Annotated in this window: 19 protein-coding genes; 4 read left to right on the forward strand and 15 right to left on the reverse strand. The window is 45.8% G+C overall.

All coding sequences use genetic code 11. The features are described 5' to 3' along the window. Nucleotides 1-65 precede the first annotated feature (65 nt). Both ompC and LGZ98_RS04905 read left to right on the forward strand, forming a co-directional pair. Nucleotides 66-1,220 carry a porin OmpC gene (gene ompC, locus LGZ98_RS04900; RefSeq protein ID WP_271859138.1) on the forward strand — a complete coding sequence of 385 codons (1,155 nt, stop codon included), beginning with the start codon at nucleotides 66-68 and terminating at the stop codon, nucleotides 1,218-1,220. A 234-nt stretch (nucleotides 1,221-1,454) separates the two neighbouring features. Beyond that, nucleotides 1,455-2,645, forward strand: a complete 1,191-nt coding sequence (locus LGZ98_RS04905) for an amino acid aminotransferase (RefSeq protein ID WP_113043229.1) — start codon at nucleotides 1,455-1,457, stop codon at nucleotides 2,643-2,645. Nucleotides 2,646-3,061: 416 nt separating this feature from the next. On the opposite strand, the gene LGZ98_RS04910 is transcribed toward LGZ98_RS04905, so the two are convergent. The 3 genes from LGZ98_RS04910 to ldtD all read right to left on the reverse strand — a co-directional run bounded on the left by LGZ98_RS04910 (nucleotide 3,062) and on the right by ldtD (nucleotide 6,107). Then, nucleotides 3,062-3,709 (reverse strand): MBL fold metallo-hydrolase, encoded by a 648-nt coding sequence (locus LGZ98_RS04910; protein WP_113043228.1) that lies wholly within the window; start codon nucleotides 3,707-3,709, stop codon nucleotides 3,062-3,064. A gap of 45 nt (nucleotides 3,710-3,754) precedes the next feature. Further along, complete coding sequence (locus LGZ98_RS04915) at nucleotides 3,755-4,303, reverse strand: peptidoglycan L,D-endopeptidase MepK (protein WP_113043227.1); 549 nt, start codon at nucleotides 4,301-4,303, stop codon at nucleotides 3,755-3,757. A gap of 79 nt (nucleotides 4,304-4,382) precedes the next feature. After that, nucleotides 4,383-6,107 carry a L,D-transpeptidase gene (gene ldtD / locus LGZ98_RS04920; protein ID WP_113043226.1) on the reverse strand — a complete coding sequence of 575 codons (1,725 nt, stop codon included), beginning with the start codon at nucleotides 6,105-6,107 and terminating at the stop codon, nucleotides 4,383-4,385. A gap of 46 nt (nucleotides 6,108-6,153) precedes the next feature. On the opposite strand from ldtD, the gene LGZ98_RS04925 reads away from it, so the two are divergent. Further along, nucleotides 6,154-6,423 carry a hypothetical protein gene (locus tag LGZ98_RS04925; RefSeq protein WP_146748110.1) on the forward strand — a complete coding sequence of 90 codons (270 nt, stop codon included), beginning with the start codon at nucleotides 6,154-6,156 and terminating at the stop codon, nucleotides 6,421-6,423. 115 nt (nucleotides 6,424-6,538) lie between these two features. Here the strand turns inward: LGZ98_RS04925 and LGZ98_RS04930 are convergent, their stop codons facing one another. Further along, on the reverse strand, nucleotides 6,539-7,213 hold the full coding sequence (locus LGZ98_RS04930) for a TetR/AcrR family transcriptional regulator (RefSeq protein ID WP_113043225.1): 675 nt from the start codon (nucleotides 7,211-7,213) through the stop codon (nucleotides 6,539-6,541). Nucleotides 7,214-7,373: 160 nt separating this feature from the next. Between LGZ98_RS04930 and LGZ98_RS04935 the strand changes: the two genes are divergently transcribed. Beyond that, the gene (locus LGZ98_RS04935) at nucleotides 7,374-8,687 is read left to right on the forward strand and encodes an FAD-dependent oxidoreductase (RefSeq protein WP_113043224.1); all 1,314 of its coding nucleotides are present in this window, start codon (nucleotides 7,374-7,376) and stop codon (nucleotides 8,685-8,687) included. Nucleotides 8,688-9,030: 343 nt separating this feature from the next. Here the strand turns inward: LGZ98_RS04935 and LGZ98_RS04940 are convergent, their stop codons facing one another. The 11 genes from LGZ98_RS04940 to LGZ98_RS04990 all read right to left on the reverse strand — a co-directional run bounded on the left by LGZ98_RS04940 (nucleotide 9,031) and on the right by LGZ98_RS04990 (nucleotide 20,440). Then, entirely contained in the window at nucleotides 9,031-10,125 is a 1,095-nt protein-coding gene (locus tag LGZ98_RS04940; RefSeq protein WP_113043223.1) for an ATPase, T2SS/T4P/T4SS family, read from the reverse strand. Between the two features lie 15 nt (nucleotides 10,126-10,140). Continuing rightward, entirely contained in the window at nucleotides 10,141-11,232 is a 1,092-nt protein-coding gene (locus tag LGZ98_RS04945; RefSeq protein WP_229015575.1) for a type II secretion system F family protein, read from the reverse strand. Nucleotides 11,233-11,244: 12 nt separating this feature from the next. Then, on the reverse strand, nucleotides 11,245-12,807 hold the full coding sequence (locus LGZ98_RS04950; RefSeq protein WP_113043221.1) for a GspE/PulE family protein: 1,563 nt from the start codon (nucleotides 12,805-12,807) through the stop codon (nucleotides 11,245-11,247). A 21-nt stretch (nucleotides 12,808-12,828) separates the two neighbouring features. Further along, nucleotides 12,829-13,371, reverse strand: coding sequence for a type IV pilus biogenesis protein PilP (gene pilP / locus LGZ98_RS04955; protein WP_113043220.1), 543 nt, complete (start codon nucleotides 13,369-13,371; stop codon nucleotides 12,829-12,831). Beyond that, nucleotides 13,358-14,650: a type IV pilus inner membrane component PilO gene (pilO2, locus tag LGZ98_RS04960; protein ID WP_262977786.1), complete on the reverse strand. Its 1,293-nt coding sequence runs from the start codon at nucleotides 14,648-14,650 to the stop codon at nucleotides 13,358-13,360. Before pilO2 ends, pilP begins: the two co-directional genes overlap by 14 nt. 3 nt (nucleotides 14,651-14,653) lie before the next feature. After that, nucleotides 14,654-16,258, reverse strand: a complete 1,605-nt coding sequence (pilN, locus tag LGZ98_RS04965) for a PilN family type IVB pilus formation outer membrane protein (protein ID WP_262977787.1) — start codon at nucleotides 16,256-16,258, stop codon at nucleotides 14,654-14,656. Nucleotides 16,259-16,262: 4 nt separating this feature from the next. After that, nucleotides 16,263-16,604 (reverse strand): toxin co-regulated pilus biosynthesis Q family protein, encoded by a 342-nt coding sequence (locus LGZ98_RS04970; protein ID WP_113043217.1) that lies wholly within the window; start codon nucleotides 16,602-16,604, stop codon nucleotides 16,263-16,265. Between the two features lie 85 nt (nucleotides 16,605-16,689). Beyond that, nucleotides 16,690-17,214, reverse strand: coding sequence for a hypothetical protein (locus LGZ98_RS04975; protein WP_113043216.1), 525 nt, complete (start codon nucleotides 17,212-17,214; stop codon nucleotides 16,690-16,692). Nucleotides 17,215-17,282: 68 nt separating this feature from the next. After that, nucleotides 17,283-18,878, reverse strand: coding sequence for a shufflon system plasmid conjugative transfer pilus tip adhesin PilV (gene pilV / locus LGZ98_RS04980; protein WP_113043215.1), 1,596 nt, complete (start codon nucleotides 18,876-18,878; stop codon nucleotides 17,283-17,285). Nucleotides 18,879-18,915: 37 nt separating this feature from the next. Then, the gene (locus tag LGZ98_RS04985; protein ID WP_113043214.1) at nucleotides 18,916-19,710 is read right to left on the reverse strand and encodes a prepilin peptidase; all 795 of its coding nucleotides are present in this window, start codon (nucleotides 19,708-19,710) and stop codon (nucleotides 18,916-18,918) included. 157 nt (nucleotides 19,711-19,867) lie between these two features. Beyond that, entirely contained in the window at nucleotides 19,868-20,440 is a 573-nt protein-coding gene (locus LGZ98_RS04990; protein WP_113043213.1) for a type 4 pilus major pilin, read from the reverse strand. Nucleotides 20,441-20,473: the final 33 nt, after the last annotated feature.

A 20,473-nucleotide genomic window follows, 5' to 3' on the forward strand; every position in this document is an offset into this window, starting at 1 on the left:
AGATTTTTAAAGAATTATTTTTGGCAGTGGCAGGTGTCCGAATAACACCAATGAGGGTAATAATAATGATGAAACGCAATGTTCTTGCAGTAGTAATCCCAGCTCTGTTAGCTGCTGGGGCAGCAAATGCAGCTGAAGTTTATAATAAAGACGGCAACAAACTGGACCTATACGGTAAAGTTGAAGTCCAGCACAAATTCGCTAACAACAAAAGTGGCGAAGATGGCGATAACTCCTTCGCCCGTCTGGGTTTCAAAGGTGAAACTCAAGTTAATGACCAACTGACCGGTTTTGGCCGTTGGGAATACAATATCAAAGGTAACCGCGCAGAAGGTACTGACGAAGAAACCAAAACGCGTTTAGCTTTCGCTGGTTTGAAACTCTCTGACTACGGTTCACTGAACTACGGCCGTAACTACGGTGTGGTTTATGATGTCAACGCTTGGACCGATGTGTTGCCAGTATTTGGTGGCGACTCAATGGCGCAGACTGATAACTTCATGACCGGCCGTTCTACTGGTCTGTTGACTTACCGCAATACCGATTTCTTCGGTCTGGTTGATGGCCTGAATTTTGCCCTGCAATATCAGGGTGAAAATAGTGAAAACACGGCTAATAGCCGTATCAACCGTAAAGACAACGGTGATGGTTACGGTTTCGCTGCAACCTATGACGTAGGTTATGGTATTAGCGTCGGTGGTGCATACTCTAACTCTGCCCGTACTTCTGCGCAAAAAACTGCCTATGATATTGATACCAATAAAGGTTCTACTGCCTTGGGTGATCGCGCTGAGTCATGGAACATTGGTGCCAAATACGATGCCAACAACATCTACCTGGCTGCCATGTACGGTGAAACCCGTAACATGACCCGCTTCGGTGGAAAAGTTGGTGAAGATAATATGGAAAATATCGCTAACAAAACCCAGAACATCGAATTGACTGCTCAATATCAGTTCGATTTCGGTTTACGTCCATCTCTGGCATACGTTCAGTCCAAAGGTAAAAATCTGCTTGGTGACCTCGATCATGACGGGAAAGAATCCAACAGCCGCGATCTCGTAAAATATATCTCGGTCGGTACTTTCTACTACTTCAACAAAAACTTGACTACCTATATTGATTACAAAATCAACCTGCTGGATAGCAATGAATTCACCAGAGAGAGTGGTATCAACACTAATAACGTTGTTGGCGTAGGTATGGTTTACCAATTCTAATTACCGTTGGTAAATTAGATTTAGCTGAACAAGTTAAGCATCATGAAGAGAAAGCAGCGCTTAGGTGCTGCTTTTTTAGTCTTATGTTTTCTCTCTACTATTCCAACTTTTTCTCACTCCGCAAACTGCCTCACAAGATTATCTTCTTTTTACGACAAATAGTTGGCAAACCGTTTTAGCGGCGTTAACCTGACTACCCTTTTGGGCTTAACTCTGAGCTTTGGAATTACAAACATGTTTGAGAAAATTACCGCAGCGCCTGCCGACCCTATTCTTGGCTTAGCCGATAGTTTCCGTTCTGATCCTCGTACAAATAAAATCAACCTTGGTATCGGTGTCTATAAAGATGAAACAGGAAAAACTCCTGTTCTGAGTAGTGTTAAAAAAGCTGAACAATATTTGCTGGAAAACGAAACAACAAAGAATTATCTGCCGATTAGCGGTTTAGCTGAATTTGGCCGCGTAACTCAAGAATTACTGTTTGGCAAAGATCACCCAGTCGTCACAGATAAACGCGCCCGCACAGCACAAAGCCCAGGCGGTACAGGTGCTTTACGTATTGCTGCGGATTTCATTGCCAAACAGACTAATGCTAAACGCATTTGGATTAGCAACCCAACCTGGCCAAACCATAAAAACGTTTTTTCCGCCGCCGGTTTGGAAGTCTGTGAATATAAATACTATGACGCTGAAAAACACGCGCTGAATTTCGAAGACATGCTAGCAAGCCTGTCTGAAGCTCAGCCAGGTGATGTTGTTCTGTTCCACGGTTGCTGCCACAATCCGACGGGCATCGATCCAACCCCGGCACAATGGGCTAAGCTGGCAGAAATGTCTGCGGAGAAAGGCTGGTTGCCTATTTTTGATTTCGCTTATCAAGGATTTGCCAAGGGCCTGAACGAAGACGCAGAAGGCCTACGTATTTTTGCGAAAAATCATAATGAACTGATTGTTGCCAGCTCTTACTCCAAAAACTTTGGCCTATACAATGAACGTGTCGGTGCCTGTACTATTGTTGCTAGTGACAGTGATACAGCAGAAAAAGCATTTAGCCAAGCTAAAGCGATTATCCGTGCTAACTATTCCAACCCACCCGCTCATGGTGCATCTGTTGTCACTACCATTTTATCAAATGAAGATCTGAAAGCAGCTTGGGAACAGGAACTGACCACCATGCGCGAACGTATTCAGCGTATGCGTCAACTGTTTGTCAATACCTTGCAGGAAAAAGGGGCAAAACAGGATTTCAGCTTTATTATTAGCCAAAATGGTATGTTCTCATTCAGTGGCCTGACAAAAGAACAAGTAGAACGTCTGCGTGAGGAGTTTGGCATATACGCTGTCAGTTCCGGTCGTATTAACGTCGCTGGCTTGACGTTAGAAAACATGGCTCCACTATGTGAAGCCATTGTTGCAGTACTCTAAATTAACATTTACCTCACGATGAAAAGTCGCTGAAATTCAGCGGCTTTTATCATTCAGAAGATTCGATGTCCGACACAATTGTGATATTAATCTTATTGAGTACATCAGAATGAAGTTGAAATCCTTGAAGGGCCGATTAAACGTACCGGAGCAAACGGAGTCATTATGTCCGTTTATTTTCGTGATCTGGATCAAAATCTGACTGAAGTCTCCAACCAGTTATAGTTGCCATCAAACAACTATCAGCCAGCCCTCAAATTGACACTTATACCCTATGGATTTCAAGATGCATCGCGACGGCAAGGGAACGAATCCCCGGGAGCATAGATAACTATGTGACCGGGGTGAGTGAGTGCAGCCAACAAAGAGGCAACTTGAAAGATGATGGGTATATTGAATATAAACGCTACGCCACATCACCAACCTGATACTTCATCCTGTAAAAATGGATTAGTCTGCCGCTCATGACCTAGCGTCGACATTGGCCCGTGCCCCGGAATAAATTCATAATCATCACCAAGTGGCAGAAGTTTATCTTTAATTGAGTTAATTAACTGCCGGTGATTACCGCGTGGAAAATCACTACGCCCAACCCCTCCTTTAAATAAAACATCTCCCATATAAATCAGCTTATCTACATGATTCACAAACACAACATGCCCTGGTGTATGTCCCGGACAGTGCAATACAGATAAATCAACGCCCCCCACCCGCAGCTCATCACCTTCATTTAACCAGCGATCAGGTTCAAATGATGGACATTCTTCAATGCCAAACATCCGGCTTTGAGCTTGCAAGCCTTCGATCCAGAAAGCATCTTCCTGCTGTGGCCCGTAGACCGGCACATTAAAATGTTCAGCGACTTCCGCTGTTGCGCCAACATGGTCAAAATGACCATGGGTCAATAAAATCTGAGTCAATTTCAGACCACGACGTTCTATCTCGGCGATCAGTTTTTCTGCTTCACCACCCGGATCAACAATTGCCGCTTCCTTACTCTCTTCATTCCAAATAAGGGTACAATTCTGCATAAAAGCAGTAACAGGAATAATTTGGTATTTCATTATTTCATTTACTCCATAGTCAAAACAAAATAGTTACTCACCAGATTACCACGTCCTGACGGGACCTGTATCAATATGAACGAAATTACTCTGTGGATAGTATCCTACCCCTCCCGCTTTCATTTTCAGAGCAGCCTTGCAGATACGACTAAGCTCAATACCTTCAATATGAAAATCCATCGCCCGCCCGTGAATATGGTAACTCTGTTTAGCCACGCCTTTACTTTGCTTGCGCAACTGATTGTTGGTTACCAGTGAACGATAACCAGAAATGAGTTGTACAGGCTTATTAATCCCTATCATCATTTGCAGCAAATAAATCTGATCAAATAATTTAGGATCAATAGTCTTAACTCTATTTTGACGGTAATCTCGAAACAGATGATCCAAACGGGCCAGCTCTTCTTTGTTGTAACGATAGCCGTCAAAAAATTCAGCTTTAATCGTTTCACCCGTATGTAAGTTGTCAAAACGTAAAATTCGTGGACGTGGAGTGGCCAGAGTCGCAAAAGTATACCCCGGCAACAAACTCAAGCCTAAAGCAGCGGCTCCCGCACTAAGCCACTTGCGGCGATTATGATCGATTATATCCATGAAGAAACATCATACCCAAATTATAGAAACAATAGGCCAACTGGTCACTATGACAATTAATAACAAAAATTAGTTGCATTTAGTTTTGTAAAGGTAACAACTTTGACAAAAACTGGGTACCTTGTCTCACACTATTGTCGTAGTCATAAATATCGGTACGGTACTGAGGTACCCCCTGCTCATCTACCCAAGCAGTTAAATAATGCAAATAAACTGGAATACGCTGTGGGATGTTAACATAAACGGTATTACCCTGTTTCAGGGTATTATTCACTTTACTCTGATGCCAACCTACATCTTCCAATAACATACTTGCTAATTCTGAAGCCTTGTTAACCCGCACACAACCAGAGCTGATCGCTCTAATGTCTTTGTTAAACAGGTTATGGTTCGGCGTATCATGCAAATAGATAGCATCAGAATTTGGCATATTAAATTTATAACGGCCTAATGAGTTAGTCGGCCCCGGAGCTTGCCATATTCGATAAGGAAAGTTAGCAGGCGTAATCACGTTCCAATCAATAGTGTAAGGGTCGATTACACTGGCATCAGCACGCCAATTTGAAAAGATAACGTATCCTCGCCGTTGAAAATATCCGGGATCATCAACCGCCCGTGGTGCGATATCTTTTCTTGCCAGGCTAGTTGGCACACTCCAGGGAGGATTAATCACCACATTATTCAACACACTACTCATAATGGGTGTCTTACGGCTTGGGCGACCAACGATCACTTTCGAGTCCAATACTTCCTGATCATTAAGATAATAATGCAATGAATAATCGGGAATATTGACCATAATTCCTGTGGACACATATCCTGGGATAATACGTAAACGCTGGATATTAAGCGCCATCAATCCTGCTCTGGTTTGAGGAGAAGTATTTAGCCAATCTCTTGTGCGTTTACCGATTACACCATCCGGTGCCAACCCTTGCCAATGCTGGAAATTTCTCACCGCAGTCACCAGTTCAGGATCGTAGATATTATCTGATTGAGTTGTCAGTTCGCTCAACATACCAAGACGAATAAGTATTTCCTTCAACACAGCGACATCAGCGCTATTCTGTCCCGGTTTTAGCGCATTTTTGTCAGAAAGCTGTGGCCACGGTTTACTATCAGCCAGTTGTTTCATCATCTCCTTGCGCATATTTTCATATTGAGGATGTTGTGGTGCCAATGCTGCGATATAAGCGGCCACATTGTGATTGATAATAGCTTGCTGCCACTGATCTATAACGACTGGTGAAGGTAATACAATTTTGTATGGTATTTTGTATGGTATAGTGCGATAGAGCCAGCGTTGGCCCTGATGGCCGACATCTGAGACAAATTGTAAATAACCTAGCATAGCATCCGATAAGATGAGATCACGTCCCATCTGACTCAATTGAGCATCATTGAGTTCAATCAGCCATTGACCAAATTGCGGCTGAAACCCAGCCAAGGCCAGTTCTGAAAGTTGCTGTTCAAAGCATTGAACCGCGAGTTTATCTTGCCACAAAGGTTGCATCTGGTTAGAGGAGTACAAACTAACCAATCGGTCAAAGAAAACGGGCTTAATTTGTGCTGGTATCCAACTTCGCAGCATCTTACGGCGTTCTGTTTCTGAAATTGTAGCAGTTTGAATTTGTACTTGTTCAGGTGTTGTTGTCTCAGATATCTTTTCAATCTGCATTTTTGGCAGATTTTGAATATCACCTTCAATAAGCCTATTCTGATGATTAGCTAAAGCATATCCAGCTATTACCGATGTGCTACAAATAACCGAAATACACAGTGGCTTTATCGCTCTTTTTACCATATCAACATCCCCACCTTCATAACATTCTCATGAGTTAATTTTAATTATGACAAATTCAAACTCTAATCAAAGAAAAACAACAAGTTATTTACATTGTAAACTATTTACTTACAAAGGAAATATAATAAGCCATCACCAACCAAGCCAAAAAGACGCCAAAGCGTTTCGTCTATACCCTATGGATTTCAAGATGGATCGCGACGGCAAGGGAGTGAGCATAGATAACGATGTGACCGGGGTGAGCGAGTGCAGCCAACAAAGAGGCAACTTGAAAGATGACGGGTATATATCCAAGGCATTCAAACCGCTTCCTTAATTCAACAGAAAGACCTACCTGATAACAGGCAGGCCCTTAATTCAACGCTATTCCTATGATAATTTCTGAACGATAATTTCTGATTTACTACATCTGGTTTACTACAGCGCGACTATCATGATGAAGAAGTGCTATCACATGAGGAAGTACCATATGTAGCGAGAAATGACTGAACAGCAATGGCAATTCGCTGAGATTGCTCCTCTGGAGTAGGTAAACCAATGCCCAAAGTAGCCTTAAGCCTTGGCGTTCCAATGATGCCATCGATAAACACCTCTGCGGAGATTTTTGGGTCTACTATGTTCAATTTTCCCTCCTTCATCTTTCGTACCAGATATTCGACAAGAAAATCTACTATCTTTTTGACACCCTTTTCATAATAGATTTTACCTAATTGCGGAAAACGTTGGGCCTCCAGAGTGACCACCCGGTAATTTGCAATCATTGTTTCTGAAAGAATTACCGTGAAAATTTCCTCTGCAAAAATGGTTAATGCTTTCCCAATATCTGGCTCGGGGTTCATGGTCTTGTCCAGACCGCCCTCAACTTCTTCTATTCTCTGCTTAACAACAGCGACTAACAGCTCTTCTTTAGAAGGAAATCGACTATAATAGGTTCCCTTCGAAGCATTAGCACGTTTCGCCATCTCATTGATACTGGCACCATCAAAACCCCGTTCTGCAAATACCTGAGCAGCAATCTTTAACAGCTCGTTAACTCGTTCTCCTGAAATTCTAGAGTACGAACGGGTTCTTTTGTGATCTGTTTGGGCTTTAGGTGTATTTGTCATGTAAAAAACCTAAATTTTTATTGGTACCGAACGGTACGGTATACTATTATTAAGACTATAGCAGTAACACAACCGATGGCTGTGATCAAATGGTCCTGGCCAGCTACAGTCACCATGATTCTTTCAGAATCACATCGTACTACTTATGGAGAAAAAAGAAATGAACGTTGGAATAATTGGCTCAGGGATTGGTGGAGCATGCCTGGCACATGGCTTGCGCAAAAACGGAATAAAAGTAAAAGTCTATGAACGAGGCTCTGCCACATCATCCATACTTCCCGGTTATGGAATTTACGTCGATACATTCGGCCAGCAAGCAATGCAGGAATGCCTCCCAGAAACCAACTGGCTAACCTTTAAAAAGATTTCAAAGCCTGTTGGTGGACAGACAAGATTCTATGATGAACATCTACGTCTTCTTCTCGCAGCTCAGAGAGATATCCATCAGGAGGATGGACAGATCATTACCGAAGATCGGATGTCAATCAGCAGATCTGAACTTATAGAAGTACTAAACGATGGGCTCTCAGATACCGTTCAATGGAACAAAACGTTCGAGCGTTATGAACACATGCAAAACGGTAAAGTCAGGCTTTTTTTCACCGATGGAAGTCACGAAGATGTTGATGTTCTTATCGGTGCAGATGGAAGCAATTCAAAAGTACGCAAGCAGTACCTCCCCGCGATAAAAAGGCTTGATATTGGCGTCACGCTCACCGTTGGACGTGTGCGCCTTACCCAAGCTCTTGCTGCCTCATTGCCTCCATATTTGCTGGATGGGTCGCCCAACAATATCGTGCCTAAAAGCTCTGGTGGATTGTTTGTCTCTCTATGGCGTGCTCCAATCAATACCCAGGTAAAGGCCACATCGACAGAAATTGGTGATTTTGTCATGTGGGCCTACGCAGCAGCAACGAATAGCTATCCGAATACGATTACCGATTTTCCCGCGGAATCTCTGTGTGATCTGATCTGTACCCGTATTGCTGCATGGGACCCGAACCTGCATACCCTGATTAAGCAGAGTGATATGGAAAACATCTCTGTGATTCCGTTACGCAGTATGGAGCATCTCTTACCCTGGCGTTCCAGCGCTGTCACTCTACTTGGCGACGCTATTCACAACATGACGCCAATGGTAGGAATGGGAGCAAACATAGCGCTTCGAGACGCACTTTTACTCACACAGACGCTAACTCGCGTAGCATCTGGTCATGAAGACTTAATCAAGGCGATTTCAGATTATGAACAACAAATGCGGACATATGCTAATGAGGCCGTTGAGATTTCGTTACGTACCGCGCTAAATGCAGCCGATCGCTCAATGATCAAGCGAATACTGTTTCGAACTGTACTTCGGGTTGCACAAACTTTACCGCCAATAAAGCGAGTGTTATTCCCGATAACAAAATCTGCGCAACACCCGGGAAAAATAAAATTAGGTACTACACATTCTTTTAGTAGTACGCAATAAAGAGGCTTTCACTTTACCTCCAGATAATTTAAATGAACGATTAGCAAAGAATTTGCGGTAATATTGCGTCGGCTCAAGAATAGAGTCTGGTTTTGGTAAACCGGTGAGAACTTCTTTTTGAAAAATAAAGACTTAATCAGGGAGATACGATTATTTTCTATCGAATCGACCGTAAGATTTTTGTCTAAAAAAATAATAAAAAATCCATGCCCGGATTACTTGATAGGTTTTTGCCAAATTTACAATGGCTTAATTCTATATTATCCGGGCTACAAAAACTTATGAAATTATATATTTTTAAATGGTAGATTCACATAATATACCATACCATAACATCACACCTTTAAATACGTGGTTTGAATTCACAATACCCATTACTTTGTAAGCACAAAACATTCATATTGTAACGACCATTCATAAACCCGGAAACTTCACAAATTTCTGTCACCATTCTTCCCGGTTCCATTGCGATCTTTTCTATTACCACCACCAGATTCACACTTTTGGCGATCATCCAACCGATAGTATCAGGAGTAAAACCCTGTGCAGTCTCATCTTCATAAATGTAATGCGCCAGTTTTTGTAGCCCCTCTTCAGATGAATTAGCATGCATTGTTGTTACCCCTCCAGGGTGGCCGGAATTCCAGCTCTTGAGCAAAGTATAAGCTTCACCGCCGCGAATCTCCCCCACTACAATACGATCTGGACGCAAACGCATCGTAGTCCGCAACAAACGACGCATATCCACATCTTGACTAGTGCGTAACAGCGCTCGGTTAGCATTGTTAAGCTGTAATTCCATCGTATCCTCAATCGCCACGATACGGTCATGCGGGCATTGCAGACTAATCTCGTACAAAATAGTATTAGCTAGCGTCGTCTTCCCACTGCCGGTACCCCCAACGATTAGAATATTCTTACGCATAACCACGGCTTCGCGAATTGCTTCAATGGGATGTTCAAAACTGCGTTTATAGCTCGCTATCCCGGATACCAACCGCATGGCGGTAATGCCTATCGGTTTAATAATGCCGCTTTTGCGGTAATCAGACAGCGATAATACCACCGGAGAGTGTTTACGAATGGCAATAGTCGGCGCATTTGCCAGCGGAGGCAAGACACCGGCAATACGCGCACTCCCCAACGGAAATTCCCCTTCAATGAGGCCCATATCAGTCCCAATATCCGATTTTTGCAGTGCTGCCGAAATCAGTAAAATCCGCTCTGACGCCTCTACCGGAAAATCAGATTGCGCTTCACTCATGCCTTGGTTATACGATTCAATCCACAATTTTCCATCAGGATTAATCATTATTTCCACCACATCCTTGTCATCAAGCGCTTGGAGGATAATCGGTCCGCAAGCTCTTCTCAGCTCATCCAGCACTTTCTCGCGACATGCACGAGTTTCAGTTTCCATGTCTTGGCGAATTTTCATCAGTTAGCCTCGACATTAAACAGAGGGCAGAGAGAGCGACTGCTCAATGGCATTCTCAATGCCAGACACCGCGGTAACCACCAGCATCAACATACCACCGATCATGAGGATCGAAACGAACAGGAACCCACGCGTCACGATCTGGACTTTAATGATCGTTTCATCCAGCCAGTGCCGTGCGAACTTTGCCATTGACTGATCAAATCCCTGTAACCGTGACAACAACCGCAGATAACTGATCGCCTCATTATCAGGAAAACGGTAACCGGTATCGCGCAACGCCTCACCAAAACCGGTCCCTATTGAGATGTGTTCAAGCGTGGCAGCGATACGCACATACAGCCAGCGTGAACCCGCCTGTTCCAGCAGCAATTCTAGTGCCGATTGCAACATCATCCCTGAACGGATCAACAACGATACATTCAGTATAAACATACTGCCATGAATGGTTCGGTACAGTGACCACGGTGGAAACCGGTCAAGTCCCGTTCGCAATCGTCCCCCAAGAAAAGGTAACGATAATGCTACTAACATGAACAATATCACCAGGAATATCAGTGAATACAGCCCATAGTCATTAACAAATGTTCCCATCAAATATAGGGTATAAGCCGCACCATCCCAAGTTTCTGGCTTGGAAACCGCAGCCAATTTCGGTACCAGACTGCCTGCTACAATGTGCAACAATACACATATCATCCCAATGAGTACCGCAGGATAAATAGATGCACCAATAACCGCACGACGAATTTTACTACCCGCTTCGATCATGGCGATCGCATCCGTGAAAGCACTACGTATATCACCGGAGCGCTCACCCGCGGCAATCACCGCCACTTCATTAGGACCAATCCATTGTTGCAAACTCTCTGACAAGGTGCTGCCCTGACTCACAGATTCATAACAACTACTCAACACCAACGCATAACCACCGTTAGGCTTATGGCCTTCATTGCTGGCAACATTGTACATTTCACGTAATGCATCAATCAGCATGACACGATTCTCTAGCATCATAATAAGATGCTCATAGAAACGGGCCCGCACTTTCTTACTGAACTGTATCTTCGCCATTCGATAGTTCAGTCTTGCAACAAAATCGGTCATTGACATATCGTTTTACTCGATTTGATAGCCCACCGGGACAATCGGCCCCATCACACGCTCTCCGGCACGGGGATCAATCATTCCGTCATTTATTTTGCGAATAAGTGCGTCGATCTTACTGATACCGCCCATCTCCGTAATCCAATATCGGGTTGCCTCATGATGATGACCGGTTCGATAAGCTTGCATTAAGCCAGGAGAAGTCTGAACCACTTCCGCCACGACGGTTCGGCCCACGGTACCGCACTGTTTGCAATAGTCACAACCCTTCCCCTGTAGACAAACCGATTCCGGCTGACAATAAAGATTTAGCCGTTTCAACAAACGCTCGGAGAGTTCTTGCTCATGCCCTTGCAAAGGAATTTTGCAATGAGGGCATAACACCTGAATCAGCGATTGACTGACTAAGCCGATGACCAACCGCGAATCCATTAACAGTGATTCCATTACCGCCTCATCCTGCAAGCGGGGCAAAATCGCTAACGCATCGTTTGCATGTATCGTGGTCCAAATAAGATGGCCGGTCATGGCTGCCCGGAAAGTCATCTTTGCCGTCACTGCATCGCGTATCTCACCGACCATAATTACATCAGGATCGAGTCGCATTGCATCAGCGATTGCCATTGCCCATTCTTGTTCGATAACCACGCTATCACCACGATCACCGGTGATGGGCGATTGATTAGCCCCTTCAATCTCATATTCAGGAGGGTCTTCAAGTGTCAGCAGATGAATGCCAGCTTGCTCGGTTATCATCTTCTGCATCACGACTTTCAAAGTGGTGCTCTTGCCGCTACCCGTCGCGCCGGATAGCAGCACCACACCGGCCCGATGGTCCATCAGCGCTTCCAATATCTGACACTGTTCCGGCAAATAGCCAAGATCGCTTAAGGTGCGCACGGTTCCGGGGCTATCCGCGTACAGCAATCGCAACACCATTAACATGCCACGATCAAGAGGACGTGTATTAATTCGTGCCCCAGAAAGCCCGCACTCGGCAAGAAATTCATCCTTCATTCGCGCACGCTGTGCTTGCATCGGCTTAAAAGTCGGCTCCGCCACATCACACATACTTTGGTAAATCGTCGCACACAGCCGCAATCCTTCCTCTGGGCGCAACTGTCCCACTGGCCGTAAATAACCATCGATACGGCAACGAACCTCACAATAATTATGACGAGCGATGATATGTAAATCCGACGCGCGCTCCTCAGTGGCTTCACCAATTAAGCGAATGATATAACGCTGAACATCGGATTCCGTTCCGCCTAACCCATGACTATGATTATGGCTTTTGTTAAGACGGTACAACTCCAATATGCTCCCCATTCCACAGGTGACAATCTGATAGGTAAGACCGTGTCTTTTAACGGTTTCCTCATAGGCCAGCACATGGGGATCAAGGCGATGGGAAGCAGATACCGCCAGCACACACTGCCCCTTTTGCTGAGGCAACTCAATCAGACAGATCAAACTACGGTTCGCTGACTCGATTTCAAGTGCACCGCTCAGGGCGGATAAAACTTTTGCGCCCTGCCTGACCATACACAGCAGATCGGAGCTTGTTATTTCCATAGGAAACCGCCTACTCAGCAATTAACGACTTAACGGCAACGGTGGCGCTACCATTAAATCAAGACTATCTAACAACGATGCATCATTGGTTGCGGTAAGGCCCACGTCATAGCATCGTCCTTGTTTAGCGAAAGTCACCACCCCGGAATTAATGCGGATCACCTTATAACCATTCGGTAACCAATCACCCGCTTTCACATCCATAATGCCACCCAAACGAAACCGGAGCGTGGCAATCAACACACCGTTACGTCCAAAGATTGACTTGACTAAAGGCAAATCGTTATTAACAACACTGCCTCTATTCACGATTCTGGAAATTTTATCGAGTTCAGCCTGCGCATTTGCCCTTGCAGTTTCGGCTTTAAGTAACATCACATCCGTCTGTAATTTCTCCAATTGCGCAGCAACGCTATTGTTCGCCGTCACCTCTGACAATACCGGTTTCTGTGCAACAGGTTTCGCCTGAATTGCTGAACGCTCAGTGGATGATACTTGTGCATATGCCAACGAAAATACCGACACCATCAACAGACTGATCATAAACTGACTAATTTTTTGCATAGAAAACTCCATTGAGTTCCCACTGAGGGAAACCATCAGCTAACACCACTTTGGCACTAGTGACCCTCAGTCCAGGGAAAGGCTTACCTGAAAACAAAGCATCTGGAGGTAACTGAGAAGAGAGCGTCCAACTATAAGTCTGCCAATCAGGATTGGCCCACACCTGTGTCTCTCCCTCTGCTCTGGGAGGCGGTGGTGGGGGCAAGACGGAAGCACTCTCAGTCAAAACCGGAGGGGGCAAATTTAGCGCCTGAAAATAAGAGATCAATTCAACCAACGCCTGATCGGATGACTGCAATACATCATCATTACCTGCCTGATCCTCACTCTGCTGCTCAATCGGTATCAATACCTGTGCTTGTTCTCCCCCATTGGAGATAACCGGACCAGCTCGGAAAATATTGATGGCAGCGACCTGAAAGATATTGATCGGCATGCCTTCATGACGTTGATAGCTCACGGAAACCGTATCAGTATCCAAGCTAATCGATTCAACCTGCCAACCTGCCAGCGACAAGGGCACTCTGGCTAACACCCTCTTCCATGTAGAGAATTGCCATGCCATTTGCGGTTGTGCAAGCCACGGATGCGGTGGTAGGGCTTCCACTACCTCACGGGGTAAATCAGGTAGTTCCACCACCCTATTCTGCTTATAGGTATGCCACATCCACCAACCGCCCCCCAACAAAAGTGTTAAACCGGCGGTCATGACAAAGACCTTAATTTGATACTTCGACATTTCACCGGTTAAACTTTCTAGCTGACCGACAGACTTTTTCAATATCGATTTCGATAATAGCTGCTCTAATGGCATCTCCGGCCACAGCGATTCAAACTCCTTCGGCGCATAGATGGCATGCCACACCCCATTAGCATCCTCGACTAGCTGTACCGTCTCACGCAACTTCGTCTCGATCTCTTCGCGAGTTCCGATCAAATCACGTCCAGCCATGATTGCACCCTGATGTACTGCCACTAACGCATAACACGCATCAGACAAACGAAACGCACCGATCCAGTTAGATTTATCCACCACTTTAGCCAAGACAGCAGCCAATGAATAATAACCGGGTTCTCCTGCCTCCTTTGGCGCATAACCGACCTGAACACCTCGTCCAACACGATGGCGAACGGCTAGGGTAAACCCCGCTGCAATCCCATTTCTGCGCATGTTAGCCCGCGCCAGTACAGCTACCGGCGGCCGCCAGATGATGCCAGCCACCAGAGTCTTACCACATAACTTGATTTGCATGACATGCTCCACGCCTATCTCGGTCATCTTTTAATCTACCACTATAGGCGTAATCATGACTACGATCACATTATGATTCCTTTTACCCTGACGGCTCCCTCCCAAGAGCTGATTATCCGGGCTACCTAAACCACTGCGATCACTGGTATCTGACTGTTGCTCGAACCCTGATAACACCAGCGTTTCACCAGAATGCAGCCGCACCTTCTGACTGAATGCGCGTAAATCTATCGTCGGCAACTGCACCTGACCGGTCTCTTCCTTGCCAAATTTCTCCAGCTTCTTTAAATCGCTCAAACTAATGTTGTACTGCAACAATATTTGCTTGTCAGCCATAGCATAAGGCAGCATCAACATATTAAAACCCGTCGTCACTGTTGCAGGCTCAATCCCCACCGAAGTACCGACTTGTGGCGTTGAAGTATTGGAAATGGATGCAACATAACCGGTCTGAGTTGCCACCTGCATTGGTACTGCCTGCAAATTCAACGTAGTCACAGAGGGTTGAGTCACTATGGATACTTTACCTTGCGCTGATAACGCCTTAATTAGCAAAGCGCTGTCACTGAATGGCCCTTTGAGGATGTGAATATTGGTACTGATTCCGCCGTCATCACTAACACTATTCCTGCTCTCATTACTCAATCCTATACGAGCACTTTTATAAGCTAGCGACCAATCGACACCATACTGATCAGTGCGATCGAAAGTCAGATTCAGGATCTTGACATTAAGCACCACCTGGGTGGTCAGCAATTTATTCTGTTGATCAATGTAATCCTTAATCCTATCGAGTACTTCGGGTGAATCGGTTACCGCCAACGATGCTGTCGCCATCGATAGAGTTAGCTTACCTTCCCCCGGCGTCAGCATGGCTGATACCGTTTTTTGGATCTCATCCATCACCGAACGTGTCAAAGAAGTTGCAAGGGTTTGAGTACTACCGCTATTACCACTATCACCCTCACTGACTCCACTGCCGAACGTCGCACTCGTCGTCGCAGTCACGCTGGAAGACAATGCATCCGTACCCGGCAATGCATATATTTGAAACACCCGCGTCTCTGTCTTGAAAATATGCACTGCGCCATTATGTACTTTCCAATGCAAACCGGACGACGAAACAACCGAATCGAGCAACCCCACTAGCGATCCATGCCAATTCACATGAATTTTCAACACCTCCGGCTCCCCCTCTCCAGATACCGGCTGTGTGCCTGAATTGACCACCACAACTCCCCCCTCACTCCCTTTTTCACCCGATGTCGAACCGGGATAGACAGCGAGCCGGGCATCGGCGCTGATCACCACCGGTACACCGCAAATACGTTTGATCTTATCCGCGAACTCACCCAAGGTAATCGGCTCAGCTTCCTCAAGGGTCAACCGACAAGAGACGGTTTCACTCTCCTTCTTCGAAGGGATCTCCTTAGTTGACACCCAATAACCATGTTCATGCACATGTACCGACATTGCGGCGGCACTATCACGTAATCCTTGAATAACCTTAGTCGCCTGCGCCATCTCGGTATCTGCCTGCTGATCGACCTTAGCGATTGCCGCACAACCTGACAGTCCAACGGCTACACAGGGCAACAATAACCCTCTGTAAAACGTCAAAAACTGAATAGACATGTTATTACCCCTGAGCCTGAACATGGACAAGCCGCTGTTCCTGATAAATATCGACGTTGAAAGGGCGATTCGCCATTGTGTAGGCGTCGAACAACGCACTCACCGCTTGAATGAACGTGCCACTGAAACGCAGATTAGCCCGAATCGGAAAATCATAGGAAGCATCCCACACCACCTCATAACCGGACCTACTGGCCCACGCTTGTATAACATCACGCAGCGTTTGCCCCGACGTTGCTGTCCACACTGCCGCCAGAGGAACCGATGTTGGCACAGGTGTAGCGTAAACGGCGACATTTGACAGAGAGACAAGCGCCATAAAAACAGATGCGATTATTTTATTCATCGATCTTTCTCCAAAGGAAAATAAGTCGCCAAACAACCCATTAATGGGTCAGTTACCCGAAGAAAGCCCGCTTGCGGAATAGCAACTACAATATTTCCACCAGCGCTCCGTCAGAAACAAATTCCCGAACATCACCCGGTAATCGTCTGGCAAGTTGGCTTTCTATGCGTTTTCCCTTGCCATCGATAAGCCAAGAGCCACGCTTGAAACCTATCTGATCGGGTTCTGCTCCCCATCTCAGCAATTCCGCGAAAGCCCCGTGCAACAACACATTGTCACTAGCACTGATATTTTTGCGGAAAATATAGACATGGGCCCCTGAAATAAATCCCCCCCAAAGACACTGACTGGAAAAGTTGTCACACCAGGCACCGGTGTTTACCCACTCCATATGCAAAGCAGTTAATGCCTGCTGCATATTCCGGCGCCTGATCTTTCCTTGAGAATGATGATTAAGTAATTGCACACCGGCTGAAGCATAACTACGAAACAACGCTGCGACATCTGTCCTGGCACGCACTGACTGCACACGCACTTCATGTAACAACTGACCAAAAATCAGTTGCATGAAAAACACAACGACAACGCTAACAATCGCTAATGGCCACATTTTCGTTCTCCGCAAATTAAAAACGTAAAAATCCACCCACCAGAAAAATCAACATTGGATACAGCCAATCATCCGCTCCCTATACTCTGTTTTCTGTCCTCCGTTTTCCGTACTCTGTACGCAGCGTGTAACATACTGATAATATTATATTTCCTATGCGGCTTGGCGATGAATGTCACGGCACAAGGCGCTGCCTCTCGTAGAGTGACACGAGCATTAGCGCCGGAATTATCCATCAACCCCGCTCCCTGAGAAACCAGCGGAAAGTTATATTGTTGGTCGTTACCATGCACATTCATTTCATACACCGCCAACACACAACGCCGGTGATAACCATGAGAAAGGGATGGTATGGAAGCCGTCACCAACACAGGAGAATCTGAATTGTTCAAAAAGGGCTGGCTGCTTTCCTTACCGCCACGACTGAGATAATCGGTATCTCTCCTCCCCGCCACAGCAGACGACATCCCTGACGCAGGCCCGTCACCACTTCCCATAACCATTTGATTTTCAAACAATCGTTTATTCCCTGCGACATCTTTCCATTGCAAAATCGGGATACCAAAACCCACATGCTGGCAAATCAACAACTCTCCCTGTTTACTCATGGATACGCTCCCTAACGCTGGACATCCCCTACCGGCAAAACTGCCCGTTTTCGTATTTATCACCAGGTTATTACCAACAACCACGTTCTGATCTGCATGAACATCACCGGCAGCCAAAGTGCCTTTCCTAGCGGGATTAGCATTACCATCCAAAATAAATAGCGTGCCATGTGTTGGATTAACAACCATCGCGCCATCATTACCTTGCGCGATATAAGATTGTTTTTGCTGAAAACGGGAAGAGAAAGCGACCTTATTCACCCCATCAACCACACCGCTCCCTTGCATCGACAGCGTATCGACCTGATCAAGGTGATTGCCCCCCATGTTGATGCTGGTTTCCATCTTATTCCACTCTGGATGCCCATCTATTTTTTGCCGATGAAGCAAATCACCGGCCAAGGTACCGGGACCATAAGTTGATGCATCCCGCACAAATGGAGCGTAAAAAATGCGTCCAATTTCAGTAGGTTGTTCATTGAAAAAACCAGCAAAAGATTCGAGGGAATCGACCTGACCGTAACTGTTCCAATAAGTGACTGGATTGTTACTGTCACGATCCCGGTAATCGAGATAGAGGCCGCCAACGCCAATCAATTGCACGATTTTCATTGCATGTTCCGCCACATCCGGCTGTTTTCCGCCTTCTATTGCTGGAACGGTGTAAATCAGCGGATCGATGCGTTTTTTGCCATTAGGCAGCACAACGACACGTAATACGCCATCATATTTCTGACCAAGCGGATTGACTGTATTTTGATCCAATCCGGGGGGCAAATAAGGACGCATCTCCGCCCAATGGATTGGTGCTGACGTGGGTCCTTGACTTAAAGCGGTGTAATTATTATTCACATAATCCACTACGGCATCGCCGAGGTGCTGGATTTGCCCGGCTACCACCTGATTCACCAACATATCACTCTGCCTATTCAGATAAATCACACCAACCACCATCATTGACGCCAGTACCATAAGTGCAATCGTCACTTCCAACAGAGTGAAACCGGCATTACGACGACGTATCATCAATATGGATACAGACTTACCATCATGCATAAACAGCCCTTCTATTATAAAACTGCACCACGGCTAGCTACCGATGACAAAGCGCGACAATCAATCCAGCTACTGCCAGACCTGGCCCGAAAGGTATCTGCGGTGTTTTAATTCTGCGTAACCACCGCATTGCCAGATAACTTACCAGCGTGAGTTCCACCGCCAGCAAAATCACTACTGGCAGCGCTTCCAACCCTAACCAGGCACCGAGCGCCGCCAGAAACTTGGCATCTCCCATGCCTAATGCATCGCGTCGAGTCAATCGCCGGGCGATCCACTCAACCAGCCGGAAAAACAGATATCCCCAAACTGCGCCAATGACAGCCAAAGGCAACGCGACAAAACCGGCGGATGACAAATTAAACAGCAACCCTAGCCATAACAAAGAAAGTGTCAGTTGATCGGGCAGCAGCATATATTCGAAATCGACTACCGCCAGTACGACCAACATCGAGCTGAACACTAAAAACCCCAACAACGAGTAACTCCAACCCAAGTCCAAAGCCAGTAAGGAAAAGAGCACCGCTACCGTGCCTTCAACCAGTGGATAACGTATAGAAATCGCACCCTTACAGTATCGACAGAGCCCTTTCTGGCACAAATAGCTCAACAGGGGAATGTTATCGCGGGCCGCTAACACGTGGCTGCAACGTGGACAATGGGAACCAGGAAAACAGAGATTAAAGCTGACAGACTCATTATTGATTTCAGAGAAAATCATCATCGGCAGGCGACAGATCACCACATTAAGAAAACTTCCGACACACAGCCCTAGCAACCCGGATGCCAGGACCAAACACCCGGTAGAAGATTGCAACCACCCTATCATCATGATGATCTCCCGGCAGATTCAGCACACAACGATTAGATAAGGGAAACAACAACAGAACCAGAGAAACCGGCAACTTCCCTCACCAAGAAAATGCAGCTTGAGAAGCCTTCACCGAGCCTGCCAAGCCACACATCCACATCAAAACATCAATCAAACTCTAACTGGCAGAAACAAGCGTCACGGTATTCGCATCATTGGCATTACACGCCGCTTCAATTTGCGCCAAAGTCGAATCTGGTTTAATTTCCGTGGCTGACTGCTGTCCTTTCCCACCTCCACCACCCACGGTCATTTTCGACCAACCCGCCACTCGCAATTTCAACGAAAGTTGCTGGCAAGCCTCATCAGGCACATTTTGATACTCAATCTTAAAGGTCTGAGCGGTGGTATCTCCCGGAGAAATGATTACCTTGCCATTCCAACTATTAAAAATAATCCCGGACTTACCATCCTGAGTCATATTGGCCGGAACAACCTTATAATGGATGGCAATCTTGTTATCCAAACTGTCATAACCTTTGGCGCCATTTTTAATTGATTTCAAATTTGCGGCCATCTGAGTAATATTCGACGATTCGGTTGAAATTTCCGAAGCCCGAAACAACTTACCAATCCCCGCGGCGGCGGCGGCTAATATCACAATCCCAACAATCATCACAACTAATGCTTCAATCAGCGTAAAACCTAATTGATACCTGGCGCCACGCAATACATTGACTTTCTTATTCATGCTGATAACTCCAAAATCGAAATATAGATGTGT

Source organism: Photorhabdus kayaii (assembly GCF_025384895.1).
GTDB classification, from domain to species: Bacteria; Pseudomonadota; Gammaproteobacteria; order Enterobacterales; family Enterobacteriaceae; genus Photorhabdus; species Photorhabdus kayaii.